This is a genomic window from Pseudidiomarina insulisalsae (assembly GCF_003987065.1).
Taxonomy (GTDB): domain Bacteria; phylum Pseudomonadota; class Gammaproteobacteria; order Enterobacterales; family Alteromonadaceae; genus Pseudidiomarina; species Pseudidiomarina insulisalsae.
Genome location: NZ_PIPY01000007.1, coordinates 82,723 through 103,735, shown reverse-complemented (window position 1 = coordinate 103,735; position 21,013 = coordinate 82,723). Strand labels below are relative to the sequence as shown.

Here is a 21,013-nt window from a genome sequence, read left to right as displayed (position 1 = left end):
CATTATACCGACCCCTGTCGGTTCGTTTATCGCACGCAAAAGGCTACATAGCGTAATCTGCGCGTGCTACCATCGGTGCTATTCTTAGAGAGCTGATAAAGGCTGTCGTGCTATGCATTACCAGATCACACCCCTTGATTTAAACGGCCATCAATTTGCCGTTACCCTGACCCTGGCGACGAAATCTGCGAAGCAGTTAACGCTCAAACTGCCAGCGTGGATTCCCGGCAGCTACATGATTCGCGATTTTGCCCGCAACATTCTTGACCTGCACGCCGAGGCAGATGGCCGGCAGTTGCCATTACGGGCCGTCGACAAGCAAACCTGGCAGGTCGACACTCAGGACGCCAGCGAAATTACCGTGAGTTATCAGGTGTATGCCTTCGATTTGTCAGTTCGCAGTGCTTACCTTGACCAGTACTGGGGATTTTTCAACAACAGTAGTCTCTGCCTCGCGGTGGCCGAGCGCACTCATGAACCGGTCAGACTCACCCTGAAACTCTCAGAGCAGTGTCAGCATTGGCGGGTAGCGACCGGTATACCACGGGAAAGCGGTGAGGCGTTCCTGCCCGGCACCTTCCGAGCTGATAATTACGAAGCTCTGATCGATTATCCTTTCTTACTTGGCGACTTAGGTATTCACGAATTTATTGCCGGCGGGATCAAACACGCGTTTGTGACCGTGGGACGCAACTTCGCTGATACTGAGCGTATTTGTGGCGATCTTGCGCGTATCTGTGAGCATCAGATACAACTTTTCAATAAACAGATACCCTTTGATAGTTATCTGTTTCTTACCATGGTGGTGGGCAAAGGTTTCGGTGGCCTGGAACACCGTAATTCAACCGCGCTGCTATGTTCGCGCCGTGACCTGGTAAGCCCCGGCATCCGCAGCACCATTGACAGCGACTATCGCACCTTTTTAAGCCTGTGCAGCCATGAATACTTTCACAGCTGGAATATCAAAACACTGAAGCCAAAAGATTTTATTCCCTATCGGCTGGATGCCGAGCAATATACCCGACAGCTGTGGTTTTATGAGGGCGTCACCTCCTACTTTGATGACTTTGTCTTGCACGAGGCTGGCCTGATTGATGCGCCCACGTATTTGTCGCTGGTTGGCGATACCCTGGCACGGGTACACCGGGGGGCGGGCGTTGACCGACATACCGTGGCCGACTCAAGCCTGCAGGCATGGAACCGGTTTTATAAGCAGGACGAAAACGCGCCCAACGCGGTGGTCAGCTACTATGCAAAAGGTGCACTGATAGCGCTATGTACTGACTTGTTGATTCGCCTGAAAAGCCATCACAAGCAGACGCTGGCGCAGTGTATGGCGCAGTTCTGGACGCAATTTGGCGCTACGCAAAGCGGTACCGGGGACGACAGTTTCGCTGACTTCTTAGATGCTGAATATGGTATCAATCTGAAGTCCTTTATTGAGCGCGCGGTCCATACGACTGATCCCTTACCCGTTGACGAGCTTTTAGCCGAGTTCGGCGTAGCCGTTGAGCGCAAGCCGTCTCAGGACGACAATATCTTTGGCGGTAAACCCGCGGCGGCGCCCCTACCCGTTGCCTTAGGCGCTAAATTTAAAGCTTCGGCACAGGGTCTGGAAGTACAGGTCGTCTTTGCTGACGAGGCGGCTCAAAGCGCGGGCTTAAGCGCGCAAGATCGAATTATCGCCGTGGATGGGCTACAGGTGACGGATAGCAATATGCGCGAGGTTTTCGAGCGCTATCAGCCCGGTGACGTAGTGAAACTGCATGCTTTTCGCCGCGACGAGCTGATAGAACTTGAACTGATTTGGCAGGCGCCGAAGCGAAATAATTACTTGCTAAGCATTGACGATAAAGCCAAAGCACGCAGCTGGCTGAAGCTCTGAACGCTTCAGTCAGCGAAATGCTCAAGCACCAACGCCGGGTCGAGCCGCACATTGCCCCAGTTCACGCGCCAATCGAGGTGCGGCCCGGTAGCCCTGCCGGTGGCGCCGATCGCGCCAATGCGCTGACCTTGTTGTAACTGCTGGCCAACGCTGACATCGACGCTGCTCAGATGAATATAGGTGGTGGTCACACCAAAGCCGTGATCAACAATAATGGTGCCGCCTGAATAAAACAGATCAGAGTCAGCAAATACCACGGTTCCGGGCCAGACCACTTTTACCGGGGTGCCGGTAGGTGCTGCGACGTCGAGACCAAAATGCGGGTTGCGGGGCTCACCGTTAAAAATGCGCTGGCTGCCATATACGCCACTGATGCGGCCCTGCGCAGGTTCCACCACCGGGGTCAGAAAATGTAGTTCGTCGGTCATAGTCTGGCGTGCTTGCCAGACTGCCTGTGCTTCCTTGCGCGCCCGCGCCACCTGTTCAGGATCAGGTGTCACTGTGCGTTGCGGCACCCCCTCAACGCGATCGATCTTATACTGGCGCGGCGCAAGCTCAATGATTTGCGCATGTTCGCTGCCATCAGGCAGAGTCACGGTGAGCTGCTGCTCACCTTTGGCGTCGCGCGCAAAACCAAACACCACCACCCCGCTGGCTGAGACTTTCAGCGCCTTGCCATTCAGCAAAACTTCAGCCCCCGGCTGGGTCTTACCAACCACAAGCGCACCGGCAGTTCGTGCGCCGCGTAATTCAATCACAGGCTCGGCAGCGAGTGCTAAAGCGCTTGCCATGCAGAAAAAGGCAGCGATAACGTGCAGCATTTGCTTAGGCATAACCGATAGCTCCTTTGCCGACACCTTCAAAGGCCAGCACCTTTACCTGACCCGTGGCCTGATTTTCCACTGCAATCTCTGCGGCGAGGAATTCAGCAATACACTCCACCGTTGAGTCGTTGGCAATAATGAAATTCTCATCTTGTGGCACCGCCAGCTCAAATAGTCCCTGATCAGCGGTATAGCGATAGGCCTGATGACTGTTATCGTCAATAGCTTCAGCATGGATTGAACGGCGCAACTCGCTACAGCTGCAGGTATCTTCACGCGACCCCAGGTAAATGTCCTGCCAGCGCAGCGCCCACTGCTGCTCTACCTGTTGGCGGCGCAAACCGTCGATAAAGATCTGTAACTGTGAACGGTGGCCATGCGCAATGCGCTGGCAATTGCCATCATGCTTTTTTAGGCCATGGGTGTAGTGATAGTACGCACCGGCAATCACTTCCTCGCGTAAAATCACTTCAAGCCCTGCTACGTTCCCGGGTAATTCGCGTTTGATGACCGCCCGCAGATACGCATTAACACTCGCCATGGACACTCTGTCAGCGTCAATAAACGCGAATGCGTCAGCCGGACAGAAAAGATGAATTGACTTGCCTGCCGGGCGCAAAAAATCGACCCAGTAACTGCTGTCATCATCGGTGTGCGACACGCGGGTATAGGGGTGATCGGCAGGTACTGCCAGTTTATGATCGACCGCATCATCAATAATGCGTTTGATCTGTTTTTTCACCTTGCCAAAGTCGAGCACCATGGACTGCTCGTTCAGGCTACCATCAAGAATAATATCAACGATCCAGCTTTCACCGACAATGCCCCGCTCCGGGCACAGGTATGAAAAATCAATGACGGTCAGATCGTTTACAAATAACTGCATAGGGTACTCAACCAAAAGCTAATTTAACGAAGCCGATCATAGCATCTTCAGCCGTTTACGAGAACTTGAATTACGTGCCACCAGTCATAGATAAGCTTGGCGCTCAATAACAGTAAAATAGCGCCCATCAGGCGGTCCAGCCAATGGCCGAAACGCCAGATGCGCTCGTAAACCGGGCCGATTGTCAGCGCCGTCGCCAGTAACATGAACCACAAACCCGTGGCGACGGCCATATACAGCCCATAACCGGTTTTTATCCAGGTCGGCGTTTGCGGGCTAATCACGGCGGTGAACAGTGCCATAAAGAATAAGGTAGCTTTCACGTTCAGGCCATTGGTGATAAAACCAATGCGAAACGCTTTACGACGGCTTAAGTCACCTGCTGCTGCGGCCGCGGCAGGCACCTGTTGCCGTGGCTGTGCCTGAATGGCTTGCCAGCCAATCCAACCCAGATAGAGTGCGCCGAGCAGCAGTAAGGTGGCATAAACCCACTGGTAACGGTGAACGATGAGCGTCACTCCGAGCAGCGAATAAGCCACATGGATAAGAATGCCGGCACCAATGCCTAACGCCACCCAGCGGCCAATGCGCCGGCCATAGGCCAGGCTATAACGCGCAGTCACCGCAAAGTCAGGCCCTGGTGAGGCAACCGCAAGAAAATGCAGGACAGCGATTTCAATAAATTCTCTTAAATACATTGCCAAACGGCCTCTTTTCTATTTAATCTTGTTCTAATTTTTGCAATCGACATTAACTTAATCGCAACTAAGGCGGGTTCCTGTGCTGCTGAAAAATTACTCTCTTAATGCGTTACGCGTATTTGCTGTCGCTGCTAATGCTGGCTCATTTAAACATGCGGCGCAACAACTTGACCTGTCACAGTCAGCAATAACCCGGCACATTCAGACGCTGGAAGAGCAACTGGGCACCAAACTGTTTCACCGCGATAATCGTGTCCACGCCCTCACCCCGGTCGGTGAAGCCCTCGGCCAGCGTTTGCTGCCACTGTTCCAGCGGCTTGAGCAAAGTGTGCAATCGGCGCGCAGCAGTGGCGATGAGGAGCTGACCACGCTGCGCTTACTGGTACCGGCAAGCTTTCTGCGTTGGTGGCTGGCAGCGCGACTGGCAGATTTTACCGCAATTTATCCGCATATACGTATTCAATTGGATACCTATGATGAAGCCGCCGGCGCACCGCAACATGCGGCCATTGCCCAGGCACTGCAACAAGGCACGTTAGACCTTGCGATGATTCACGGCCGCATTAAAGACCGTAGCCTTAAACAGCAACGCTTGTATCAGCCGACGTTTAGCCCGATCAGCTCAGCTACCAGTGAGCGTGATACGCTAACGCCCTGTTGGGTAGATCCGCTCAGCGAAAGCTGGCAACAATTAATGCAGGGCTACCCCGAGTTTGCCAAAAGCCAGCGGCTGCAGCCGGTCGCTAAGAACAGTATTGGACTGGAATTAGTAACCAGCGCGCCTGGCTCTACCCTGATCGATAGTCTGTATGCGGCACATCCACAGTTCAGTGGTTTACGCCTGCACAGTGATATACGGGTGGTGAGTAAAACTGACGTCCTGCTGGCAATGAAACAGGCAGCGCGCCATCCGGTGGCAGTGGTTGCCTTTAGCAAATGGCTGCAAAACCGCCTGCAACAGAGCCTATGATTGCCGCGGGGCCTGTGGCGGATAGCGTTCAGTCAAGCTGATACTCTCACCAGTATGGGTGATAATACGGGCGTGCCGACGATTCAGTTGGCGTGGATCGGAGACTCCGCAGGAATGCGCGACAATATTGACGCCGTATTCAAGAAACTTGTGGTAATTAGCCACACGCACACATTTTTCTTCCGGATCCAGCCCTTTTTGCAGTTTTTTATTATGTGTTGTGACACCTGTCGGACAGGTATTTTTGTTGCATTGCATCGCCTGAATACAGCCAATCGAAAACATAAAACCGCGGGCGGAAACCACAAAGTCCGCTCCCATTGCCAGTGCCCAGGCGACATCAGCTGGCGAGATCATCTTACCCGAGGCAATCACGCGCACCCGATCTTTTAACCCTGCAGCGATAAGTTTGTCGATTAAAATGGGCAGGCTCTCAGAAAGCTTTAAGCCCACATAATCCATCAGCGGTTGCGGTGCCGCACCAGTGCCACCGTCGGCACTGTCCAAGGTAATAAAATCAGGGGCTGACTCAATACCACGCGCTAAAATAGCGTCGATCAGTTGATCGATCCAACCCGGGTCCCCCATGACAAACTTAATACCTACGGGTTTGCCGGTGATGATGCGGATTTTCTCAATAAAGTCGAGTAACTCTTCATCATTTTTAATTTCCGGATGTCGATTTGGACTAATTGAGTCCTTACCCTCAGGTATACCGCGTATTTCCGCAATTTCCTTTGTAACTTTTATCGCCGGTAAGATACCACCTTTGCCTGGTTTAGCGCCCTGGCTGAGCTTCAGTTCAAACATTTTGATGAGTTTATGTTCGCCCAGCTCTTTCAGACGCATTTCATTGAGGCTACCGTCCTGGTTTCGTACTCCATATTTTGCCGTACCAATCTGAAACACGACATCACACTCACCTTCCAGGTGATAGGGACTCAGCCCGCCCTCGCCAGTGTTCAGCCAGCAACCGGCAAGCTTAGCGCCTTTCGATAAAGCGCGCACCGCCACCGGCGACAATGAGCCGTAACTCATGCCGGAAATATGAAAATAGGATACAGGTGCGTAAGGATGTTCGCAGTAAGGTCCAATTTCGACCGGCTCGGGCTGGGTTTTCTCTTCTGTCTGTCGCGGATAAGGCGCATTGGCAAATATAATCGTGCCGTTTTTCGTTAAGTCCCGCGTGGAGCCAAATGCCAGAGTGCGATCGGCATCTTTCGCCGCGCGATACACCCAGCTGCGTTGCGCCCGGTTAAACGGCATTTCTTCACGGTCCATTGCATAGAAATACTGCCGGAAGAATTCGCCCAAATTTTCGAAAATATAGCGAAAACGGCCAAAAACCGGGAAGTTGCGACGAATAGTATGCTTCGTTTGCGTTTTATCAATGACATACATCACCACAATACTGATCAGGCCAATAATCAGTAGCAGTACGAACAGACCTAATAACCATTGCGCGACAATTAACAGTGTTTGGCTGTTAAGCCAGGCATTATCGACCATAGCACGCTCCCATTTGACCTAAGCAATCTTTAATGTAGCGTGCTACAGCCGACGCAACAACCCTAACTGTCCGTAATTTCAGGATGTTTTAGCGCAGTGAACACTTCCGCAAAGGTACTGGCTCGCGGATACAGGCGCACCGACTCACCGGTTAACGCGAGTATTTTCAGCGCTGCGATGAATCCCGTCAACTGGCCCTGCTCCTCTACCAACACGAAATCGCGACCTGCCGCCTGCATCGTCGCCGCAATATCACCGATTTTGGCGCGTTCCAGTTGCGCCTTGTCAATCACCGGTAAACGAGTGATGGGCTGCATCAGATGACGCACTTCGATTTGACTCCAGGGTAACTGCAGCGCACTGCTAAGTGCTCCGGTATGCCGGCTATGCAACTCGCGTGACGACAGAATACCACTCAGATTTTTTTGGGTGTCGAGTACACAGACATAACGGCTACCGTTTTTCTCAAATTTTTGCTCGGCTTCCGGTAAGCGCGTTGACTCAGTGAGTAAGTTACTCTGTTGCTGAAAATACTCCACCGCAATTTTGGCATTATGATGCCAGCTCAAACGTGCTGGTTGTTGTGCCGTGGCTTCGCTCAGGCGCACGCCAGTGGTTGCCTGATGCCAGTTCAATGCATGAAAGTTTGCCATAAAGGGCCTCATTCTGATTCAGATAAATAGATAACAGGAACAAAGGTTTTATCGAATCAGCGAACAGGAGGTGCCCGCGCCTGTGGCAAAAAGGTGGAAGTGAAAACATCAGTGTTGGGTAGGAACGATTGCTCGCCAGCAATACGCGTAGATAGGCTGCGCACCCGGTTATGGGTGATGTCGTTATCTTCCTCCTGGCTTTGCAATTGCTCGTCAATCGCCAGTTGGCAGACAGTGGCTTTCGCGGTTACCGTCGAGGACTGTTTGACCCACGACGGCCCGGTCGCACTATGCGACTCAGCACCTCCGATGCCTAACAGTAACAGCGTTAATAGCAGACGAAAATACACAAACATTACCGGGTAACCACTGATGAACTAAATATGGTGCGTCTGCCGGGCAATAACAAGAGAGGTTAAGATAATTTTTATCAGCAAACTAAAAAGAGAAGTGGTGCCCGGGGCCGGACTTGAACCGGCACGCTGTTGCCAGCGAGGGATTTTAAATCCCTTGTGTCTACCAATTTCACCACCCGGGCATACCTGAGGTACTACCTGAAGTTTTCGATGGAGGCGGGTCCCGGAGTCGAACCGAGATCCACGGATTTGCAATCCGCTGCATAGCCATTCTGCCAACCCGCCATCGAGTTTGGAGCGGGAAACGAGATTCGAACTCGCGACCCCAACCTTGGCAAGGTTGTGCTCTACCAGCTGAGCTATTCCCGCATCCAGTGCCGAGGCATTCTACTGTCTATTTTGCCAAGGTCAACGATTTTTTGCCCTGAAGCCGTTTGTTTGCTTATTTTTAATCCACTTGGCTTAAATCTGACCAGGCGGCGCGTAAATATTTCCACATTGACCAAAGCGTCAGGACAAAGGCGACATAGAGCAAAACGGTAGCGACCACCACCACAAAGGTATTGGCTTCCCAAATCAGGCCGCCAATAGCGACCATTTGCGCGGTGGTTTTCACCTTGCCAAGATTCGATACTTTTACCTTGCTCTGATGGCCAATCTGCGCCATCCATTCGCGTAGCGCTGAAACCACCAGTTCGCGACTGACAATAGCTAGCGCGGGCAGGCTAATCCACCAGGTGGCGTAGTTTTCCACTACCACCACCAGCGATGCTGCCACCATGACTTTATCTGCCACTGGGTCTAGAAATGCGCCGAACTGGGTAAATTGGTTAAAACGCCGGGCAATGTAGCCGTCCAGACCGTCGGTAATTGCCGCCAGCGCAAAGATAAACGCCGCCCAGAAATGAGCGTCTTGTCCCGGCAGGTAATAAATACCTAAAAACACAGGGATTAACAGAATGCGAAAGCTGGTCAGCAAGTTGGGAATATTCCACATACCGCTTGAGGTTCCTTTTATTCGTCGCGAAACGCGTGATAGATGGTTTCAGCTAGTTCATGACTGACGCCAGGTACCGCTGCAAGTTGCTCAATACTAGCCTGTTTTACCTGTTGTAATCCACCCAGATTTTGCAGTAAACGTTGACGACGCTTAGCACCAATACCGGGAATATCTTCTAACCGTGAGGTACGGCGAACTTTCGCGCGGCGCTGCCGGTGTCCGGTAATCGCAAAGCGATGCGACTCATCGCGTATATGTTGCACCAGATGCAACGCCGGCGCATCCGCGGGAAGCGGAATAGTTGCGTGACCGCCCGCCAGAATCAGCGTTTCCAGACCGGGCTTACGGGACTCGCCCTTGGCCACGCCGACCAACAAAGGTGCCGCGCGTGCCGCAATCGTCGGCCAATCGGAAAAATAATTCTCAGCCTGCGTCAACTGCCCTTTGCCTCCGTCAATAAATAACACGTCAGGCATAGCGGCAGCATCAGCTTTCGCCTGTTTCAGCGGATCAAAGCGCCGCTGCAGCACCTGTGCCATGGCCGCGTAATCGTCACCCGGGGTAATACCTTTGATATTGTAGCGCCGGTAGTCACTTTTTTTCGGTCCCTGCTGATCAAACACCACACAGGACGCAACCGTTTCCTGGCCCATGGTATGACTAATATCAAAACACTCCATGCGCGTGATAGGACGACCAAAATCAAGCACCTGCTCCAGTGCCCTGACCCGCATCATCATAGTGCTGGCCTGATTGGCTTTACTATCGAGCGCGTTCATGGCGTTTTTCTGCGCCAGGATCTGGTACTTGCGCCGCTCGCCTCTGACATTATGGGTCATGCGTATTTTCTGTGCCAGCGCCTGTTCCAGCGTGTGCAATTCCTGTTCGGGATCAAGCACAGTGGCGGCATTTTGTTCGGGCAGGATAATCTCGCGCGGCAGGCGTCGCTCGATCTGATCGTTAAGATAAAACTGCAATAAGAAGGCTAACAGAACTTCACTGTCTTCGGTATTGGCCGGTACCTTAGGAAAATAGCTGCGACTGCCCTGCACCGAACCTTCACGAATAAACAGTAAATGAATCGCCGCGATACCGCCCTGGCGGGCGTAGCCGATCACATCCAGCTCCTGCTGATTACCGGTGACCGCGTTACGTTCCTGTACCTGGCGTAACGCCGCAATCTGATCACGAAAACGTGCCGCGCGTTCAAATTGCAATTCTTCACTGGCGCCTTCCATCTTAATCACCAGTTGGTCAATCACTTGCTGGTTCTTGCCCTCAAGAAAGGCCTTGGCCAGATCCACCTGTTCATTATAGTCCTCGTCGCTGCAATAGCCTTTTACACAAGGCGCCAGACAACGCTGCAACTGATACTGCAGGCATGGGCGGCTACGCGCCCGATAGTAAGAATCTTCACACTGCCGCACCGGGAACAGTTTCTGTAGCAAGCGCAAACTGTTACGCACGGCAACGCCGTTGGGAAACGGACCAAAATAACGGCCTTTCTCACGCCGGGTACCGCGATGAAACGCCAGGCGCGGATGCTGATGATCACTGACCAGAATATAGGGATAAGATTTGTCATCGCGCAGCAACACGTTGTAGCGCGGACGATATTTTTTGATGAAGTTGTTTTCGAGGATCAGCGCTTCGGCTTCGGTGTTCGTTACCGTGACATCAATATGAGCAATTTGCCGCACGAGTGTCTGCGTTTTCGGACTATCGACCTGGGCACGGAAATAGCTGCCCACGCGCTTACGTAAGTCTTTGGCTTTACCGACATAAATAATATCGCCTGACTCATCGTACATGCGATAAACGCCTGGTTGATGAGTCAGGCTCTGCAGAAACTGCTTCGGGTTAAAGGTCTCCCTCTGCTGCGTCGTCTTCTTCAACTATCACCTCGACATCAAGATCCACCAGGCCTGTCTGTAAGGCCAGATGGGTTAATTCTACATCACCACTTAACTCAAGTTTATCAAAGATTCGGTAGCGAAAGGTATTTACTGTTTTACTGCTGATATTCAGCAACCGTGCGATAACGGCAACCCGTCGCCCCTGGGCGATCATCTGTGCGACCTGAATCTCACGTTTACTGAGTTTACTCAGCACCTCACTTTGCCGTTGCCGGGCCGGATTCCGGGCCAGGTATTCGGCAACACTTGCCGCCACGTAGATCCGTCCGCGACTGAGTGTCTGACAGGCCTGCAGAAACTCCGACTGTTGGGCGGACGCCAGCAAGTAGCCTTCAACCCGATCCAGGTTACACTGAAAATCAAGCACGTCCTGAAACCTGACTGCCCAAAGCAACACCTGCACATCGGCAAACCGGCGCTGAATGCGTCGCCAGATTTCAATGGTACCGTCACCACATAGCTGGCTTCCCAGAATTACGGTGGCATAAGGTGATTGACTGATGGCGTCGCGTAGTTGGTGTTGATTGGTTACGACGGCAGCGACTTTAAAGTGAGGATCTTGATTAATTAACGTTTGCATACCGATGCTCACAATCTGTGAGGGTACGGCGACGATGAACTCCGTCATCTTATCTTCCTTGTAGTTGATTCCGAATCAGCTCGGACTTCGCACCAAAAACCGTTTCGGTGCGCTTCAAGATATGCCCTGTATACGCCAACAACGCAAGCCTTTTTTAACCACTTTCCTGAAATTAAACAATATCTTACCAACTAATATTCAATTGAGCCGCGCGACCGTTCTGAGTTACGGTGAAGGCGGTCAATTGACACTTTTTTAGACCAAAATTCGATTTTTTCAGGCAAAAACCGTTACCGTCTGACGACTTATTGCCACCAACTTGCCAGCTTTGTCCCAGATGTGGGCATGGGTATGACCATAACCGTCGGCAGCATAATCAATAGTGGCGACATAGTGCCACCAGTCATGGGTCGAACACTCAGGTAAATGGGTTGGAAACTCAATCGTCCAGGTCAGCGAACTCGCCGGAGCGAGTTCAGTAAGATGTGGCAACAGCGCGGGCGGCCAGGCATCCACCAGGCCGAGGATCGAGCCAGTACTGATGGTCTCGTCCAGTTCAGAAAAGCGCATATAGCCACCAAATTCCCGACTTTTGACACCGCTAAAGGGTAAACCACCGACGGTGACCCGATAATCAAAAGCGCGGGTAAACTCAGGAACGCCCTGCACGTCTGGAAAAGGCATACCTTGCTCGGGCAATTTGCCCGGCGGTTCGGGCGTTTCCGTGATCTTAACACTGGAGTTGCGTGGGCTACCGTAAGTGACCAGCGCGGCCAGGGCCACTTCGTCGTTTTGCACGATATCAACAGCGATCTGGGTCACATTCTTCCCCTGTCGTAACACCCGCCGTTGCAACTGCGCCTGCCCGCTTAACAGAGGTGCCACGAAAGAGACTGTCATGGCGCGTAATTGTTGTCCCTTAGCCGCACCTGCTACCGCGTGTTGCCAGGCAATGGCGGCGGTTAAACCACCGAACAGGGCGCGACCTTGCCCCCAGCCGTCTGGTAACTCGATACTCTGCTCTGCGGCAGATGAAATTTGTGCCAAGATCTGATGAAAACTTTCCATGCCCATTGATCCTCTTAGTTTTTTTCCCGCGGAGTGAAATATTACTGACCAGCAGTATAAACAGGTACGACCAGATGTTAAAGAGGCAAGAAAAAAGCCCGCTGGCGAACCAGCGGGCTTTCGGGAATGTGGCGGAGAGAGAGGGATTCGAACCCCCGGTGGGTGTGAACCCACGCCTGATTTCAAGTCAGGTGCATTCAACCGAACTCTGCCATCTCTCCGTTGTCTGTGGCGTTGTGTGCCTCAAGACGAAGCGAATGATAAAGAGCCTGATTCAGCTTGTAAAGCAAAAATTTGAATCATTGGGTTCGTTTGCTGTCATTTTATACAATCAGTAAGAAAAATAACTTGAAAGCATTGCCTGTTACCCCCACTTTTGGGATACACTGAGGCTGTTTGTTAAATAACGGAGAAGTCCATGAACAATCAAGTTCACGTCTCGAGCTCGCAACACAGCGAGTCGGTTCTGCAAACCAACAAAGTATTACGCAACACTTATATGTTGCTTGGTTTAACGCTGGCATTTAGTGCTTTCACCGCGTTCTTGTCGGCAAGCATGAATTTGCCGCACCCAGGCCTCATTATCACGCTGGTAGGTTTTTACGGCCTGCTGTTTTTAGTTCATAAAACAGCAAACAGCGCTATGGGTTTGGTATCGGTCTTTGCTTTGACCGGTTTCATGGGCTACACCCTTGGACCTATTCTTGGAATGATTAACGCCATTGGCCCGCAGGGTTCTGAAATCATCATGATGGCCTTAGGTGGCACCGCGCTGATTTTCTTTGCTTTGTCTGCCTATGTGCTGACCACCAAAAAAGACATGTCTTTCTTAGGTGGCATGATGATGGCTGGTTTTGTGGTGCTGATTGCCCTCTTTATTGCCAACATCTTCCTGAATATGCAGGCACTGAGTCTGGCATTATCTGGTTTGTTTATCCTGTTCTCAGCAGGTGCTATTTTAATGCAGACCAGCGCGATTATTCACGGCGGCGAGCGTAACTATGTTTTAGCGACCGTGACCCTATACGTTTCTATTTACAATATTTTCGTCAGCCTGCTGAACCTGTTGATGGCCTTTGGTGGCGAAGAATAAAATTGTGACTGATATTGTTCTTTCGGTGCATAGCGCACCAGAACACTCTCGCAGCCTGTTAGCGTATCACTACGCGCAGGCTGCGCTTGCATTGGGGCATCGCATCCGCCAGGTGTTTTTCTATCAGTCTGGTGTATTACACGGGCGCTTACAGTCGGGACAGGTGGCACCGGTCGCCGCTGACTGGTTGCGTCTGGGCGAGCAACACGGCTTCCCTCTCATTCTTTGCGCGACTGTGGTCGAGCAGGATTTCCAATTAAGCGCCGAGGCACTTCATTCAGGTTTTGCGCTGGGTGGCCTTACCGAATTTAGTATGGCGGCGGCGCAGGCAGAGCGGGTGTTGCAGTTCTGATGAGTATTTACATTATTCAAACTCAGGCGCCCGATCATCCCTCAAGCTGGCACGGTCAGGACATGTACCTGGCACTGGCAACGATGGAGTTGAATCCACAGCTCATTTTACTGGGTGACGCACTGCGCCATCTGCAAACCGGTGCCGACGCCCAGCGTGACGGTCGCTCATTGCAAAAGCGCTACGCCCTGCTCGACCTATACGAATGTCCTGCGCCACTGGTCGTTACTAATGATGTAGAAGCCGGTCACTGGGTTGCCGATGTGCGCGCTATTAGTAGCGAAGAACTCACTGAATTACTTGCTGCAGCCGGCAAGGTTTTACGGTTTTAAGGGCTGATGATGACGTCTGCACTGAATCTTACCAAGGCTGAGCGCGCCCTCTTTTACTTGCGCGACTGGCCGCTTAATGAACGTGATAAAGAGTTGCTGGCGAGTGCTGCCGGGCAGCAGGATGTTACTGTTATTCTCACTGAGGCAGCGCTGGAAAAGGTACTACGGCAGCCCGATGTGCTTGCCAGCTTCTCATACCCGGCGTACGTATTAGTGACGGAATTAAAGCTATATGGCGAAGCAGTTGAGGAGCTTCCGGCTTATGTTATGCAACTCAATGATGCCAGCTGGGTTGAGCTGACGCTGGAGTCGCAGCCGGTACTTTATTTGGGTGATCCTGATGTTTGAGTTTAACGGGCGTCAGTACGCCACCGATAAGCACGAGTACCTGGCAAATTTTGCCGAGTGGTCGCCGGAGCTGGCGGTTTATATTGCCGGTCTTGAAGGGATAGAAATGACCGATGCACACTGGGAAGTCGTGCTGTTCGTGCGCGATTTTTACCAGGAATTTGATACCAGCCCTGCCATGCGCGTGCTGGTGAAAGCCATCGGTCAACGTTTAGGGCCGGATAAAGCGAACAGCCGCTATCTTTATAAATTATTCCCAAAAGGCCCGGCAAAACAGGCCACGCGTATAGCGGGCCTGCCAAAACCAGCAAAGTGTATCTGAGCAGTTACGCCTCAATCACCGTCTTACCGCCCATATAAGGCTGTAGCACCGTAGGGATTTTGACGGAGCCATCGGCCTGCTGGTAATTCTCGAGAATTGCGACCAGTGCACGCCCTACCGCCAGACCCGAACCATTTAAGGTATGCATCAGTTCAGGCTTCTTTGCACCTTTACGACGGAACCTGGCCTGCATGCGGCGTGCCTGGAAGTCGCCCATATTTGAACAGGAGCTGATCTCACGATAGGTCTCCTGGGTCGGCAACCAGACCTCGAGATCATAGGTTTTACAGGCACCAAAGCCCATATCGCCGGTACACAGCAGTACTTTACGATAGGGTAACTCAAGCAACTGCAGAACCCGCTCGGCGTGCTCAGTCAGACGCTCGAGCGTCGCCATCGACTCTTCTGGCTTGACCAGCCATACCAGCTCAACTTTATCGAACTGATGCTGACGGATCAGACCGCGGGTATCGCGGCCATGCGAACCTGCTTCACTGCGAAAACAAGGCGTATGCGCGGCATATTGCAGTGGTAATTGCTCTTCATCGGCAATTTCATCGCGCCATAAGTTCGTCAGTGGTACCTCGGCCGTTGGAATTAATGACATCGGCACCTGTTTTTCCGTTGCGCCCTGCACGTGAAACAGATCTTCGCCGAATTTTGGCAACTGACCGGTGCCAAATAAGGTGTCATGATTGACCAGATACGGAACATAGGCTTCGGTATAACCATGCTCGTTCACATGCAGATTCAGCATAAACTGCGCTAGTGCGCGGTGCAGTTGGGCAATCGCACCCTGCAACACAACAAAACGCGCGCCCGCGAGTTTCGCGCCGCGCTCAAAATCCATACCCTGCGCCAGTTTTTGCGCAACATCTACGTGATCTAACGGGCTGAAGTCGAAGCTTGCCGGCTCACCCCAGCGCAGAATTTCTTTATTGTCGTCTTCATCTTTACCGAGCGGAACTTCAGCGTCAGGTAAGTTCGGCACGCCAGAGATAATCTCATGCAGTTCCTGCTGGATCCCGGCCAGTTCGTGTTTCGCCTGTTCCAGTTGCTGGCCCAGATCATCAACCGCCGCCAGCAGTGGTTGAATATCTTCGCCCTGCGCTTTGGCTTTACCGATAGCTTTCGAACGCGAATTGCGTTCCGCCTGCAATGACTCGGTGCGCACCTGCAAATCCTTGCGGCGTTGTTCGAGTTGCTCCAGCCTGGCAACATCCAGTTGGAAGTCACGCGTCTGCTTCAGACGGGCAGTGGTTTCAGCGAGTTCACTTCGAAATAACTTGGCGTCTAACATGTTAATTCCACATCGATAAAAAATAAGATTTCAGCCCCAGCGCGAGTGCGACTGCGGCAATACAACAAAACAGGTTAAGACCGGCATAAGCGAACGCTTTAAGTGTTTCTCCGTTTTGTAGCAACAACACGACGTCGAGCGAAAATGTCGAGAAGGTGGTAAACGCGCCAAGCACTCCGACGCCGACCCATAACCACGTCTGTTCGCTGACGGCACCCTGCTGCTGGCCGAGAAACAACAATGCCAGTAAAAATGACCCCACTATGTTAACGATTAAGGTTCCGAAAGGGAATGACTTCCCCAATATTCCTGCGCTTAGCATCACCACAGTAAAGCGCGCCATGGCTCCCAATGCTCCGCCGAGCGCTACCCAGAATAAGTTAGTTAAGGTTATCATCGCGTTGCCACTGACTCTGTTCGTCTTGTTGTTGCAGCCACTGCAATTTTTTCTTCAGCTGCAGCTCCAGCCCACGTTCGCTGGGCTCGTACAAGCTGCTTTGCGCGATGCTTTCGGGCAGGTAGCGCTCGCCCGCCACATATGCATGCGGGTAGTTATGGGCGTAGCGATAATCGGCGCCAAAGCCTTCCTGCTTATGGATCTTTGTCGGCGCGTTACGCAGGTGGTGCGGCACCGGCAGGTCGGGATGCTCGGCGGCCAGGCGTTTTGCTGCATTGAATGCCTGGTAAACAGCGTTACTTTTTGCTGCCAGGGCACAATAAACCAACGCCTGAGCAATGGCACGTTCCCCTTCAGCAGGCCCCACCCGGTGAAAGGTATCCCAGGCATTTAATGCCAGCTGCAAGGCACGTGGATCAGCATTACCAATATCTTCTGAGGCAATCGCTAACAACCGGCGCGCGACAATTAACGGGTCGCCGCCACCATGCAAAATACGTGCGTACCAGTACAGTGCGCCATCCGCCGATGAGCCTCGCACGGATTTGTGCAATGCCGAGAGTAAATCATAATAAATATCGCCTTGCTTATCGTAACCGGCCTGACGCCCGCCAATGGCAGCGACAACTGTCTCGCGTTCAAGTCGTGCGCCGTCGGCAATACTGTCGGTGCTGATCTCTAAGTAATTCAGGGCGCGACGGGCATCGCCTGCGGCAGCATGCACCAGGTAGTCCAGTGCATCGTCGGAAATGTCCAGCTCACGCTGCCCCAGCCCCAGCTCTGAATCGGCTAAAGCGGTTTTAAGTAAGTTGGCAATCGCATCGTCTTCAATCGTTTTCAGACGATAAACCCGCGCTCTGGAAAGTAAGGCGCCATTTAACTCAAAGGCCGGATTTTCAGTAGTCGCGCCAACAAAAATAACCGTGCCATCTTCAATATGTGGCAAAAAGGCATCCTGCTGGCTTTTATTAAAGCGATGCACCTCGTCGACAAAGAGTAAGGTGCGGCGGCCCTGTTGCTGATTCGCCTTGGCATTTGCGATGGCGGCACGTATTTCTTTTACCCCTGAGGTGACCGCGCTTACCCGCTCTAACGCTGCAGCGCCCGACTGCGCGATAATTTCAGCGAGGGTGGTTTTGCCGGTGCCCGGTGGTCCCCACAAAATCATCGAGTGGAGCTGGCCTTTTTTTATTGCCTCACGCAGAGGTTTGCCAGGCCCAAGCAGGTGCTCCTGGCCGACATAAGTATCTAGGGTCTGCGGTCGCATGCGCGCCGCCAGTGGCCGAAAATCAGGACTGAAATCAAAACTCTGGTTGGCCACATGCCCCCCTAGGGTTGCTCACGCTGATCATCGACCACAGCATGCTCCGGAATTTCAAACCTAAAGGTCGTGTAGGGTAAGGCCGCATTGACGGTAACATCGTGCAGCTCAATACGGGTCACCTGGCCCTGACCATCGTCCAGAATCAGCTCTGCCAGCTCAGCATCACCCTCTTCCTGCGCGCGAAAATTCACTTGCAGACTTTGTTGCTGAGCGCTACCCGTTAGCGGCTCAAGCTGGTAGCTCAAACCCTCGGCACTCACCTCATACTCCGCCCAGGCGCTGGCTTCAGCGTCAAGTAGCAACAAAAACGGACTTTGCGCGCTGGCATTGCTTTGCGACGAAATCGTAACTTGCTCAACAAAGGGGTCGTAGTAATACACCGACTGTCCGTCGGCGACCAAAATCAGTTCATCGGGGGCATCACTTTGCCAGTAGAATTTATTCGGGCGTGCCAGGGCAAGCTCACCCTGAAGCTCCTGAATGAGCTCGCCTTCAGCATCCATGACCTGCTGCTGAAAGTTAGCCTGCAGGGTACTAATTGGCGCCAGTTGCGCCTGTAACTGGCGTTTGGCGTCACTGCTGTGCGGCTGCGACAACTCTGTAGAGCTTTGGGCCAGCGTGCCTGCACTCGCAAACAGCATCAGGCCGGCAATTATCAACTTCATACAACATCCTTAATCTCGTGGTGGGCGCGGCGCTAATACGTCCCGTTGACCGTTGCTTGCCGCACTACTAACGACACCGCTGTGCTCCATTTGTTCAACAATGCGCGCGGCGCGATTGTAACCAATTCTGAACTTACGTTGCACACTCGAGACCGACACCCGCTGGGTCTCGGTGACAAAGGCGACGGCCTCATCATACAGCGGGTCGCTTTCACCATCGTCATCCTCTAACGACTCGCCCGGCAGCAGACTTTCCTCAGTCGGGTCGCCGTTAAGAATTTCATCAAGATAATTTGGCTTACCACGTTTTTTCCAGTCAGCGACCACCGCATGTACTTCATGATCATCAACAAAAGCGCCGTGAACGCGGGTCGGCACGCCGCTGCCTGGCGGCAAATACAGCATATCGCCCTGCCCCAGCAGCTGATCTGCGCCGGGCTGATCAAGAATCGTTCGCGAGTCAATTTTTGACTGTACCTGAAACGCAATACGGGTCGGAATATTAGCTTTAATCAAGCCGGTAATAACATCAACTGACGGGCGCTGCGTGGCCAGAATGAGGTGAATACCAGCTGCCCGCGCTTTTTGCGCGATACGGGCAATTAATTCCTCAACCTTTTTACCGACAATCATCATCATATCGGCAAATTCGTCAATGACAACGACAATGCTGGGCAGCGTTTCCAGATGCGGTGGCAGCTCGTCCATCGAGTCACCCGGTTTCCATAGCGGGTCACGCAAGGGCTCACCGCTATCGCTTGCCTCAGCAACTTTGGCGTTATAGCCTTTCAGATTACGTACTCCAAGTGCTGACATAAGCTTATAGCGGCGCTCCATTTCGCCGACACACCAACGCAGTGCGTTGGCAGCGTCTTTCATGTCAGTCACTACCTCGGTCAGCAAGTGCGGAATGCCCTCATACACCGATAACTCGAGCATTTTCGGGTCAATCATGATCAGGCGCACTTCTTCCGGCGTGCTCTTATATAGCAGGCTCAGTATCATGACGTTCACGCCCACCGACTTACCTGACCCTGTGGTACCTGCGACCAGCAAGTGCGGCATCTTCGCCAGATCCACAATGACCGGCTGCCCGGAAATACCTTTCCCTAAGACCATGGTCAGTGGCGACGCGCTTTGCTGGAAAGCGTCACAAGCAATGACGTCGCTGAAGAAAACCGTTTCCCGACTCTTATTCGGCAGCTCAAGGCCGACGTAGGATTTACCCGGGATCACTTCGACCACCCGTACTGATATCGCTGACAATGAACGGGCAATGTCTTTATCAAGGTTTGATATCTTGGAAACTTTCACGCCCGGTGCCAGATCCAGCTCAAAGCGGGTAATCACCGGCCCTGGTTGGACATTGGCGACTTTTACTTCCACACCAAAGTCCTGCAGTACCGCCTCCACCGTCTGACTGATCTGGTCCAGCTCGGCCGGAGTCAGCGGATTACCTGTTTGTGCCGGTTTATCCAGTAAGGCAATAGATGGCAAAGGGTCAAGCGGTGCAGCGACGCTGTTATCGTCTTCATCAGCTGTCACATCTGCGGTTGCCGCGGTTTCGGTGGCAGGCGCAGATTTCGCAGCCGGTGCCGGGCGCGCAAAACGGGAATTTTGGCTTGCAGGCGCGGCATCTTCACTAAGACGGCCATCGGGCTCGACCTTCTGCTCCACTTCCGCAAATAATCCGAGATCGGGTTCCCCATCCATATCATCAGTACTGATACTTAAGTCCAGATCGAGCTCCGGTTCATGCCGTTGCGGCGCTTCGTCCGCTGGTAATGCCTTTAGCTTGCGCCGTTTTTTCCGACGTTCACTGGCAGTGGGTGTGCTGTCATGATCGCTGCTGCGCCACTTATTGATTTGCTTCTGCGCACCATGATACAGCCACTGCGTTCCCTGAATTGTCCACTCGCCCAGCTTGTCAGCCAACCACACCCACGAGATGCCAGTCACCAGCGTCAGGCCGGTACACAAAAAAGTCAGTAACAGTAACGTGGTGCCAATCAGATTAAAGTAAGGCAATAAAGAACTACTGATCACGTCGCCGACGACACCGCCGGCGGAAAAGGAATAAAGCGCAGAAAAGTTCAGTGATGCCAGCGCAGAAGCGCCGACCAAGGTCAGAATTAAACCGATCAGGCGCAGCCCAAGAGCTAAGTAGTCAAGCTCAAGTAAGCGATGGGGCTGCCGAAACATGACATAGCCTAACCCGGCAAGACCAAAAGGAATGGCATAGGCGACAAAGCCAAACGCAAACAGCAGCGCGTCGGCAAACCAGGCACCAATGGCACCCGCCGCGTTCTCAATTGTGCCCTCGTAGCCGGTTTGCGACCAGCTGGGATCGGCCGGGTTGAAGCTCACCAGCGCCAGAAATAAGAAAATAGCAAAGGCCCCACAGAGAATCAGGCCTACTTCAAGTACGCGTTGGGCACCACTCATAGAGCACCCGGAAAAAGATAGTGTGGCACGGTCGTCATCGTTCGTTCATTCCCTGTTAGCGTCGTTATTGTTATTTGGCGCGACGTT

Annotated in this window: 22 protein-coding genes and 4 tRNA genes; 7 read left to right on the top strand and 19 right to left on the bottom strand. The window is 52.7% G+C overall.

All coding sequences use genetic code 11. The annotated features are described in order from the left end of the window. Positions 1-112 precede the first annotated feature (112 nt). Positions 113-1,885, top strand: coding sequence for a M61 family metallopeptidase (locus CWI71_RS07715; RefSeq protein ID WP_126754688.1), 1,773 nt, complete (start codon positions 113-115; stop codon positions 1,883-1,885). 5 nt (positions 1,886-1,890) lie between these two features. Here CWI71_RS07715 and CWI71_RS07710 read toward each other — a convergent pair whose 3' ends face one another. Genes CWI71_RS07710 through CWI71_RS07700 form a run of 3 tightly spaced genes read right to left on the bottom strand, consistent with a single transcriptional unit; the run spans position 1,891 to position 4,293 of the window. After that, positions 1,891-2,718, bottom strand: coding sequence for a M23 family metallopeptidase (locus CWI71_RS07710; RefSeq protein ID WP_126754687.1), 828 nt, complete (start codon positions 2,716-2,718; stop codon positions 1,891-1,893). Further along, the gene (locus tag CWI71_RS07705; RefSeq protein WP_126754686.1) at positions 2,711-3,595 is read right to left on the bottom strand and encodes a 6-carboxytetrahydropterin synthase; all 885 of its coding nucleotides are present in this window, start codon (positions 3,593-3,595) and stop codon (positions 2,711-2,713) included. Before CWI71_RS07705 ends, CWI71_RS07710 begins: the two co-directional genes overlap by 8 nt. A gap of 47 nt (positions 3,596-3,642) precedes the next feature. Continuing rightward, positions 3,643-4,293 carry a LysE family translocator gene (locus CWI71_RS07700; RefSeq protein WP_126754685.1) on the bottom strand — a complete coding sequence of 217 codons (651 nt, stop codon included), beginning with the start codon at positions 4,291-4,293 and terminating at the stop codon, positions 3,643-3,645. A gap of 82 nt (positions 4,294-4,375) precedes the next feature. Between CWI71_RS07700 and CWI71_RS07695 the strand changes: the two genes are divergently transcribed. Then, on the top strand, positions 4,376-5,266 hold the full coding sequence (locus CWI71_RS07695) for a LysR family transcriptional regulator (protein WP_126754684.1): 891 nt from the start codon (positions 4,376-4,378) through the stop codon (positions 5,264-5,266). Here the strand turns inward: CWI71_RS07695 and CWI71_RS07690 are convergent. From CWI71_RS07690 to CWI71_RS07640, 11 genes are all read right to left on the bottom strand, one after another. Continuing rightward, entirely contained in the window at positions 5,261-6,775 is a 1,515-nt protein-coding gene (locus CWI71_RS07690) for an FMN-binding glutamate synthase family protein (protein WP_126754683.1), read from the bottom strand. The genes CWI71_RS07695 and CWI71_RS07690 overlap by 6 nt on opposite strands. A gap of 62 nt (positions 6,776-6,837) precedes the next feature. Next, positions 6,838-7,428 (bottom strand): CBS domain-containing protein, encoded by a 591-nt coding sequence (locus CWI71_RS07685; RefSeq protein ID WP_126754682.1) that lies wholly within the window; start codon positions 7,426-7,428, stop codon positions 6,838-6,840. A gap of 56 nt (positions 7,429-7,484) precedes the next feature. Then, positions 7,485-7,778: a hypothetical protein gene (locus CWI71_RS07680; protein ID WP_126754681.1), complete on the bottom strand. Its 294-nt coding sequence runs from the start codon at positions 7,776-7,778 to the stop codon at positions 7,485-7,487. A 101-nt stretch (positions 7,779-7,879) separates the two neighbouring features. Then, a tRNA-Leu gene (locus CWI71_RS07675) sits at positions 7,880-7,966 on the bottom strand. Positions 7,967-7,995: 29 nt separating this feature from the next. Continuing rightward, positions 7,996-8,069: transfer RNA gene (locus CWI71_RS07670), tRNA-Cys, on the bottom strand. A gap of 8 nt (positions 8,070-8,077) precedes the next feature. Then, a tRNA-Gly gene (locus CWI71_RS07665) sits at positions 8,078-8,153 on the bottom strand. Between the two features lie 79 nt (positions 8,154-8,232). Continuing rightward, the gene (gene pgsA, locus CWI71_RS07660; protein ID WP_126754680.1) at positions 8,233-8,781 is read right to left on the bottom strand and encodes a CDP-diacylglycerol--glycerol-3-phosphate 3-phosphatidyltransferase; all 549 of its coding nucleotides are present in this window, start codon (positions 8,779-8,781) and stop codon (positions 8,233-8,235) included. Positions 8,782-8,798: 17 nt separating this feature from the next. After that, entirely contained in the window at positions 8,799-10,679 is a 1,881-nt protein-coding gene (gene uvrC / locus CWI71_RS07655) for an excinuclease ABC subunit UvrC (RefSeq protein WP_126754679.1), read from the bottom strand. Continuing rightward, positions 10,645-11,328: a LuxR C-terminal-related transcriptional regulator gene (locus CWI71_RS07650; protein WP_126754678.1), complete on the bottom strand. Its 684-nt coding sequence runs from the start codon at positions 11,326-11,328 to the stop codon at positions 10,645-10,647. Before CWI71_RS07650 ends, uvrC begins: the two co-directional genes overlap by 35 nt. Positions 11,329-11,556: 228 nt before the next feature. Continuing rightward, a complete protein-coding gene (locus tag CWI71_RS07645; RefSeq protein ID WP_157981076.1) occupies positions 11,557-12,348 on the bottom strand; it encodes a thioesterase family protein in 792 nt (263 codons plus the stop codon). A 129-nt stretch (positions 12,349-12,477) separates the two neighbouring features. Continuing rightward, positions 12,478-12,569: transfer RNA gene (locus CWI71_RS07640), tRNA-Ser, on the bottom strand. A 197-nt stretch (positions 12,570-12,766) separates the two neighbouring features. Between CWI71_RS07640 and CWI71_RS07635 the strand changes: the two genes are divergently transcribed. The 5 genes from CWI71_RS07635 to CWI71_RS07615 are packed head-to-tail and all read left to right on the top strand — an operon-like array spanning position 12,767 to position 14,795. Continuing rightward, a complete protein-coding gene (locus CWI71_RS07635) occupies positions 12,767-13,441 on the top strand; it encodes a Bax inhibitor-1/YccA family protein (protein ID WP_126754676.1) in 675 nt (224 codons plus the stop codon). Positions 13,442-13,445: 4 nt separating this feature from the next. Next, a complete protein-coding gene (locus CWI71_RS07630; RefSeq protein WP_157981075.1) occupies positions 13,446-13,793 on the top strand; it encodes a DsrE family protein in 348 nt (115 codons plus the stop codon). Further along, on the top strand, positions 13,793-14,125 hold the full coding sequence (locus tag CWI71_RS07625) for a DsrE family protein (RefSeq protein ID WP_126754674.1): 333 nt from the start codon (positions 13,793-13,795) through the stop codon (positions 14,123-14,125). Before CWI71_RS07630 ends, CWI71_RS07625 begins: the two co-directional genes overlap by 1 nt. 6 nt (positions 14,126-14,131) lie before the next feature. After that, positions 14,132-14,473, top strand: a complete 342-nt coding sequence (locus tag CWI71_RS07620; RefSeq protein ID WP_126754673.1) for a hypothetical protein — start codon at positions 14,132-14,134, stop codon at positions 14,471-14,473. Further along, complete coding sequence (locus CWI71_RS07615) at positions 14,466-14,795, top strand: TusE/DsrC/DsvC family sulfur relay protein (protein ID WP_126754672.1); 330 nt, start codon at positions 14,466-14,468, stop codon at positions 14,793-14,795. Before CWI71_RS07620 ends, CWI71_RS07615 begins: the two co-directional genes overlap by 8 nt. Positions 14,796-14,799: 4 nt before the next feature. Here CWI71_RS07615 and serS read toward each other — a convergent pair whose 3' ends face one another. Genes serS through CWI71_RS07590 form a run of 5 tightly spaced genes read right to left on the bottom strand, consistent with a single transcriptional unit; the run spans position 14,800 to position 20,926 of the window. Then, positions 14,800-16,095, bottom strand: coding sequence for a serine--tRNA ligase (gene serS / locus CWI71_RS07610; RefSeq protein WP_126754671.1), 1,296 nt, complete (start codon positions 16,093-16,095; stop codon positions 14,800-14,802). 1 nt (position 16,096) lies between these two features. After that, entirely contained in the window at positions 16,097-16,492 is a 396-nt protein-coding gene (gene crcB / locus CWI71_RS07605) for a fluoride efflux transporter CrcB (protein WP_126754670.1), read from the bottom strand. After that, positions 16,476-17,813: a replication-associated recombination protein A gene (locus CWI71_RS07600; protein ID WP_198678763.1), complete on the bottom strand. Its 1,338-nt coding sequence runs from the start codon at positions 17,811-17,813 to the stop codon at positions 16,476-16,478. Before CWI71_RS07600 ends, crcB begins: the two co-directional genes overlap by 17 nt. A gap of 8 nt (positions 17,814-17,821) precedes the next feature. Further along, positions 17,822-18,481 (bottom strand): outer membrane lipoprotein periplasmic chaperone LolA, encoded by a 660-nt coding sequence (gene lolA / locus CWI71_RS07595; RefSeq protein WP_126754669.1) that lies wholly within the window; start codon positions 18,479-18,481, stop codon positions 17,822-17,824. A gap of 9 nt (positions 18,482-18,490) precedes the next feature. Then, entirely contained in the window at positions 18,491-20,926 is a 2,436-nt protein-coding gene (locus tag CWI71_RS07590; RefSeq protein ID WP_126754668.1) for a DNA translocase FtsK, read from the bottom strand. Between the last annotated feature and the right edge of the window lie 87 nt (positions 20,927-21,013).

Coding starts and splice junctions, on each gene's coding strand:
- lolA (WP_126754669.1), bottom strand. CDS start 18,481: ATGAAGTTGATAATTGCCGGCCTGATGCTGTTTGCGAGTGCAGGCACG.
- CWI71_RS07705 (WP_126754686.1), bottom strand. CDS start 3,595: ATGCAGTTATTTGTAAACGATCTGACCGTCATTGATTTTTCATACCTG.
- CWI71_RS07650 (WP_126754678.1), bottom strand. CDS start 11,328: ATGACGGAGTTCATCGTCGCCGTACCCTCACAGATTGTGAGCATCGGT.
- CWI71_RS07635 (WP_126754676.1), top strand. CDS start 12,767: ATGAACAATCAAGTTCACGTCTCGAGCTCGCAACACAGCGAGTCGGTT.
- CWI71_RS07710 (WP_126754687.1), bottom strand. CDS start 2,718: ATGCCTAAGCAAATGCTGCACGTTATCGCTGCCTTTTTCTGCATGGCA.
- CWI71_RS07700 (WP_126754685.1), bottom strand. CDS start 4,293: ATGTATTTAAGAGAATTTATTGAAATCGCTGTCCTGCATTTTCTTGCG.
- CWI71_RS07715 (WP_126754688.1), top strand. CDS start 113: ATGCATTACCAGATCACACCCCTTGATTTAAACGGCCATCAATTTGCC.
- CWI71_RS07685 (WP_126754682.1), bottom strand. CDS start 7,428: ATGGCAAACTTTCATGCATTGAACTGGCATCAGGCAACCACTGGCGTG.
- CWI71_RS07615 (WP_126754672.1), top strand. CDS start 14,466: ATGTTTGAGTTTAACGGGCGTCAGTACGCCACCGATAAGCACGAGTAC.
- CWI71_RS07625 (WP_126754674.1), top strand. CDS start 13,793: ATGAGTATTTACATTATTCAAACTCAGGCGCCCGATCATCCCTCAAGC.
- pgsA (WP_126754680.1), bottom strand. CDS start 8,781: ATGTGGAATATTCCCAACTTGCTGACCAGCTTTCGCATTCTGTTAATC.
- CWI71_RS07645 (WP_157981076.1), bottom strand. CDS start 12,348: ATGGAAAGTTTTCATCAGATCTTGGCACAAATTTCATCTGCCGCAGAG.
- serS (WP_126754671.1), bottom strand. CDS start 16,095: ATGTTAGACGCCAAGTTATTTCGAAGTGAACTCGCTGAAACCACTGCC.
- CWI71_RS07590 (WP_126754668.1), bottom strand. CDS start 20,926: ATGAGTGGTGCCCAACGCGTACTTGAAGTAGGCCTGATTCTCTGTGGG.
- CWI71_RS07620 (WP_126754673.1), top strand. CDS start 14,132: ATGATGACGTCTGCACTGAATCTTACCAAGGCTGAGCGCGCCCTCTTT.
- crcB (WP_126754670.1), bottom strand. CDS start 16,492: ATGATAACCTTAACTAACTTATTCTGGGTAGCGCTCGGCGGAGCATTG.
- CWI71_RS07690 (WP_126754683.1), bottom strand. CDS start 6,775: ATGGTCGATAATGCCTGGCTTAACAGCCAAACACTGTTAATTGTCGCG.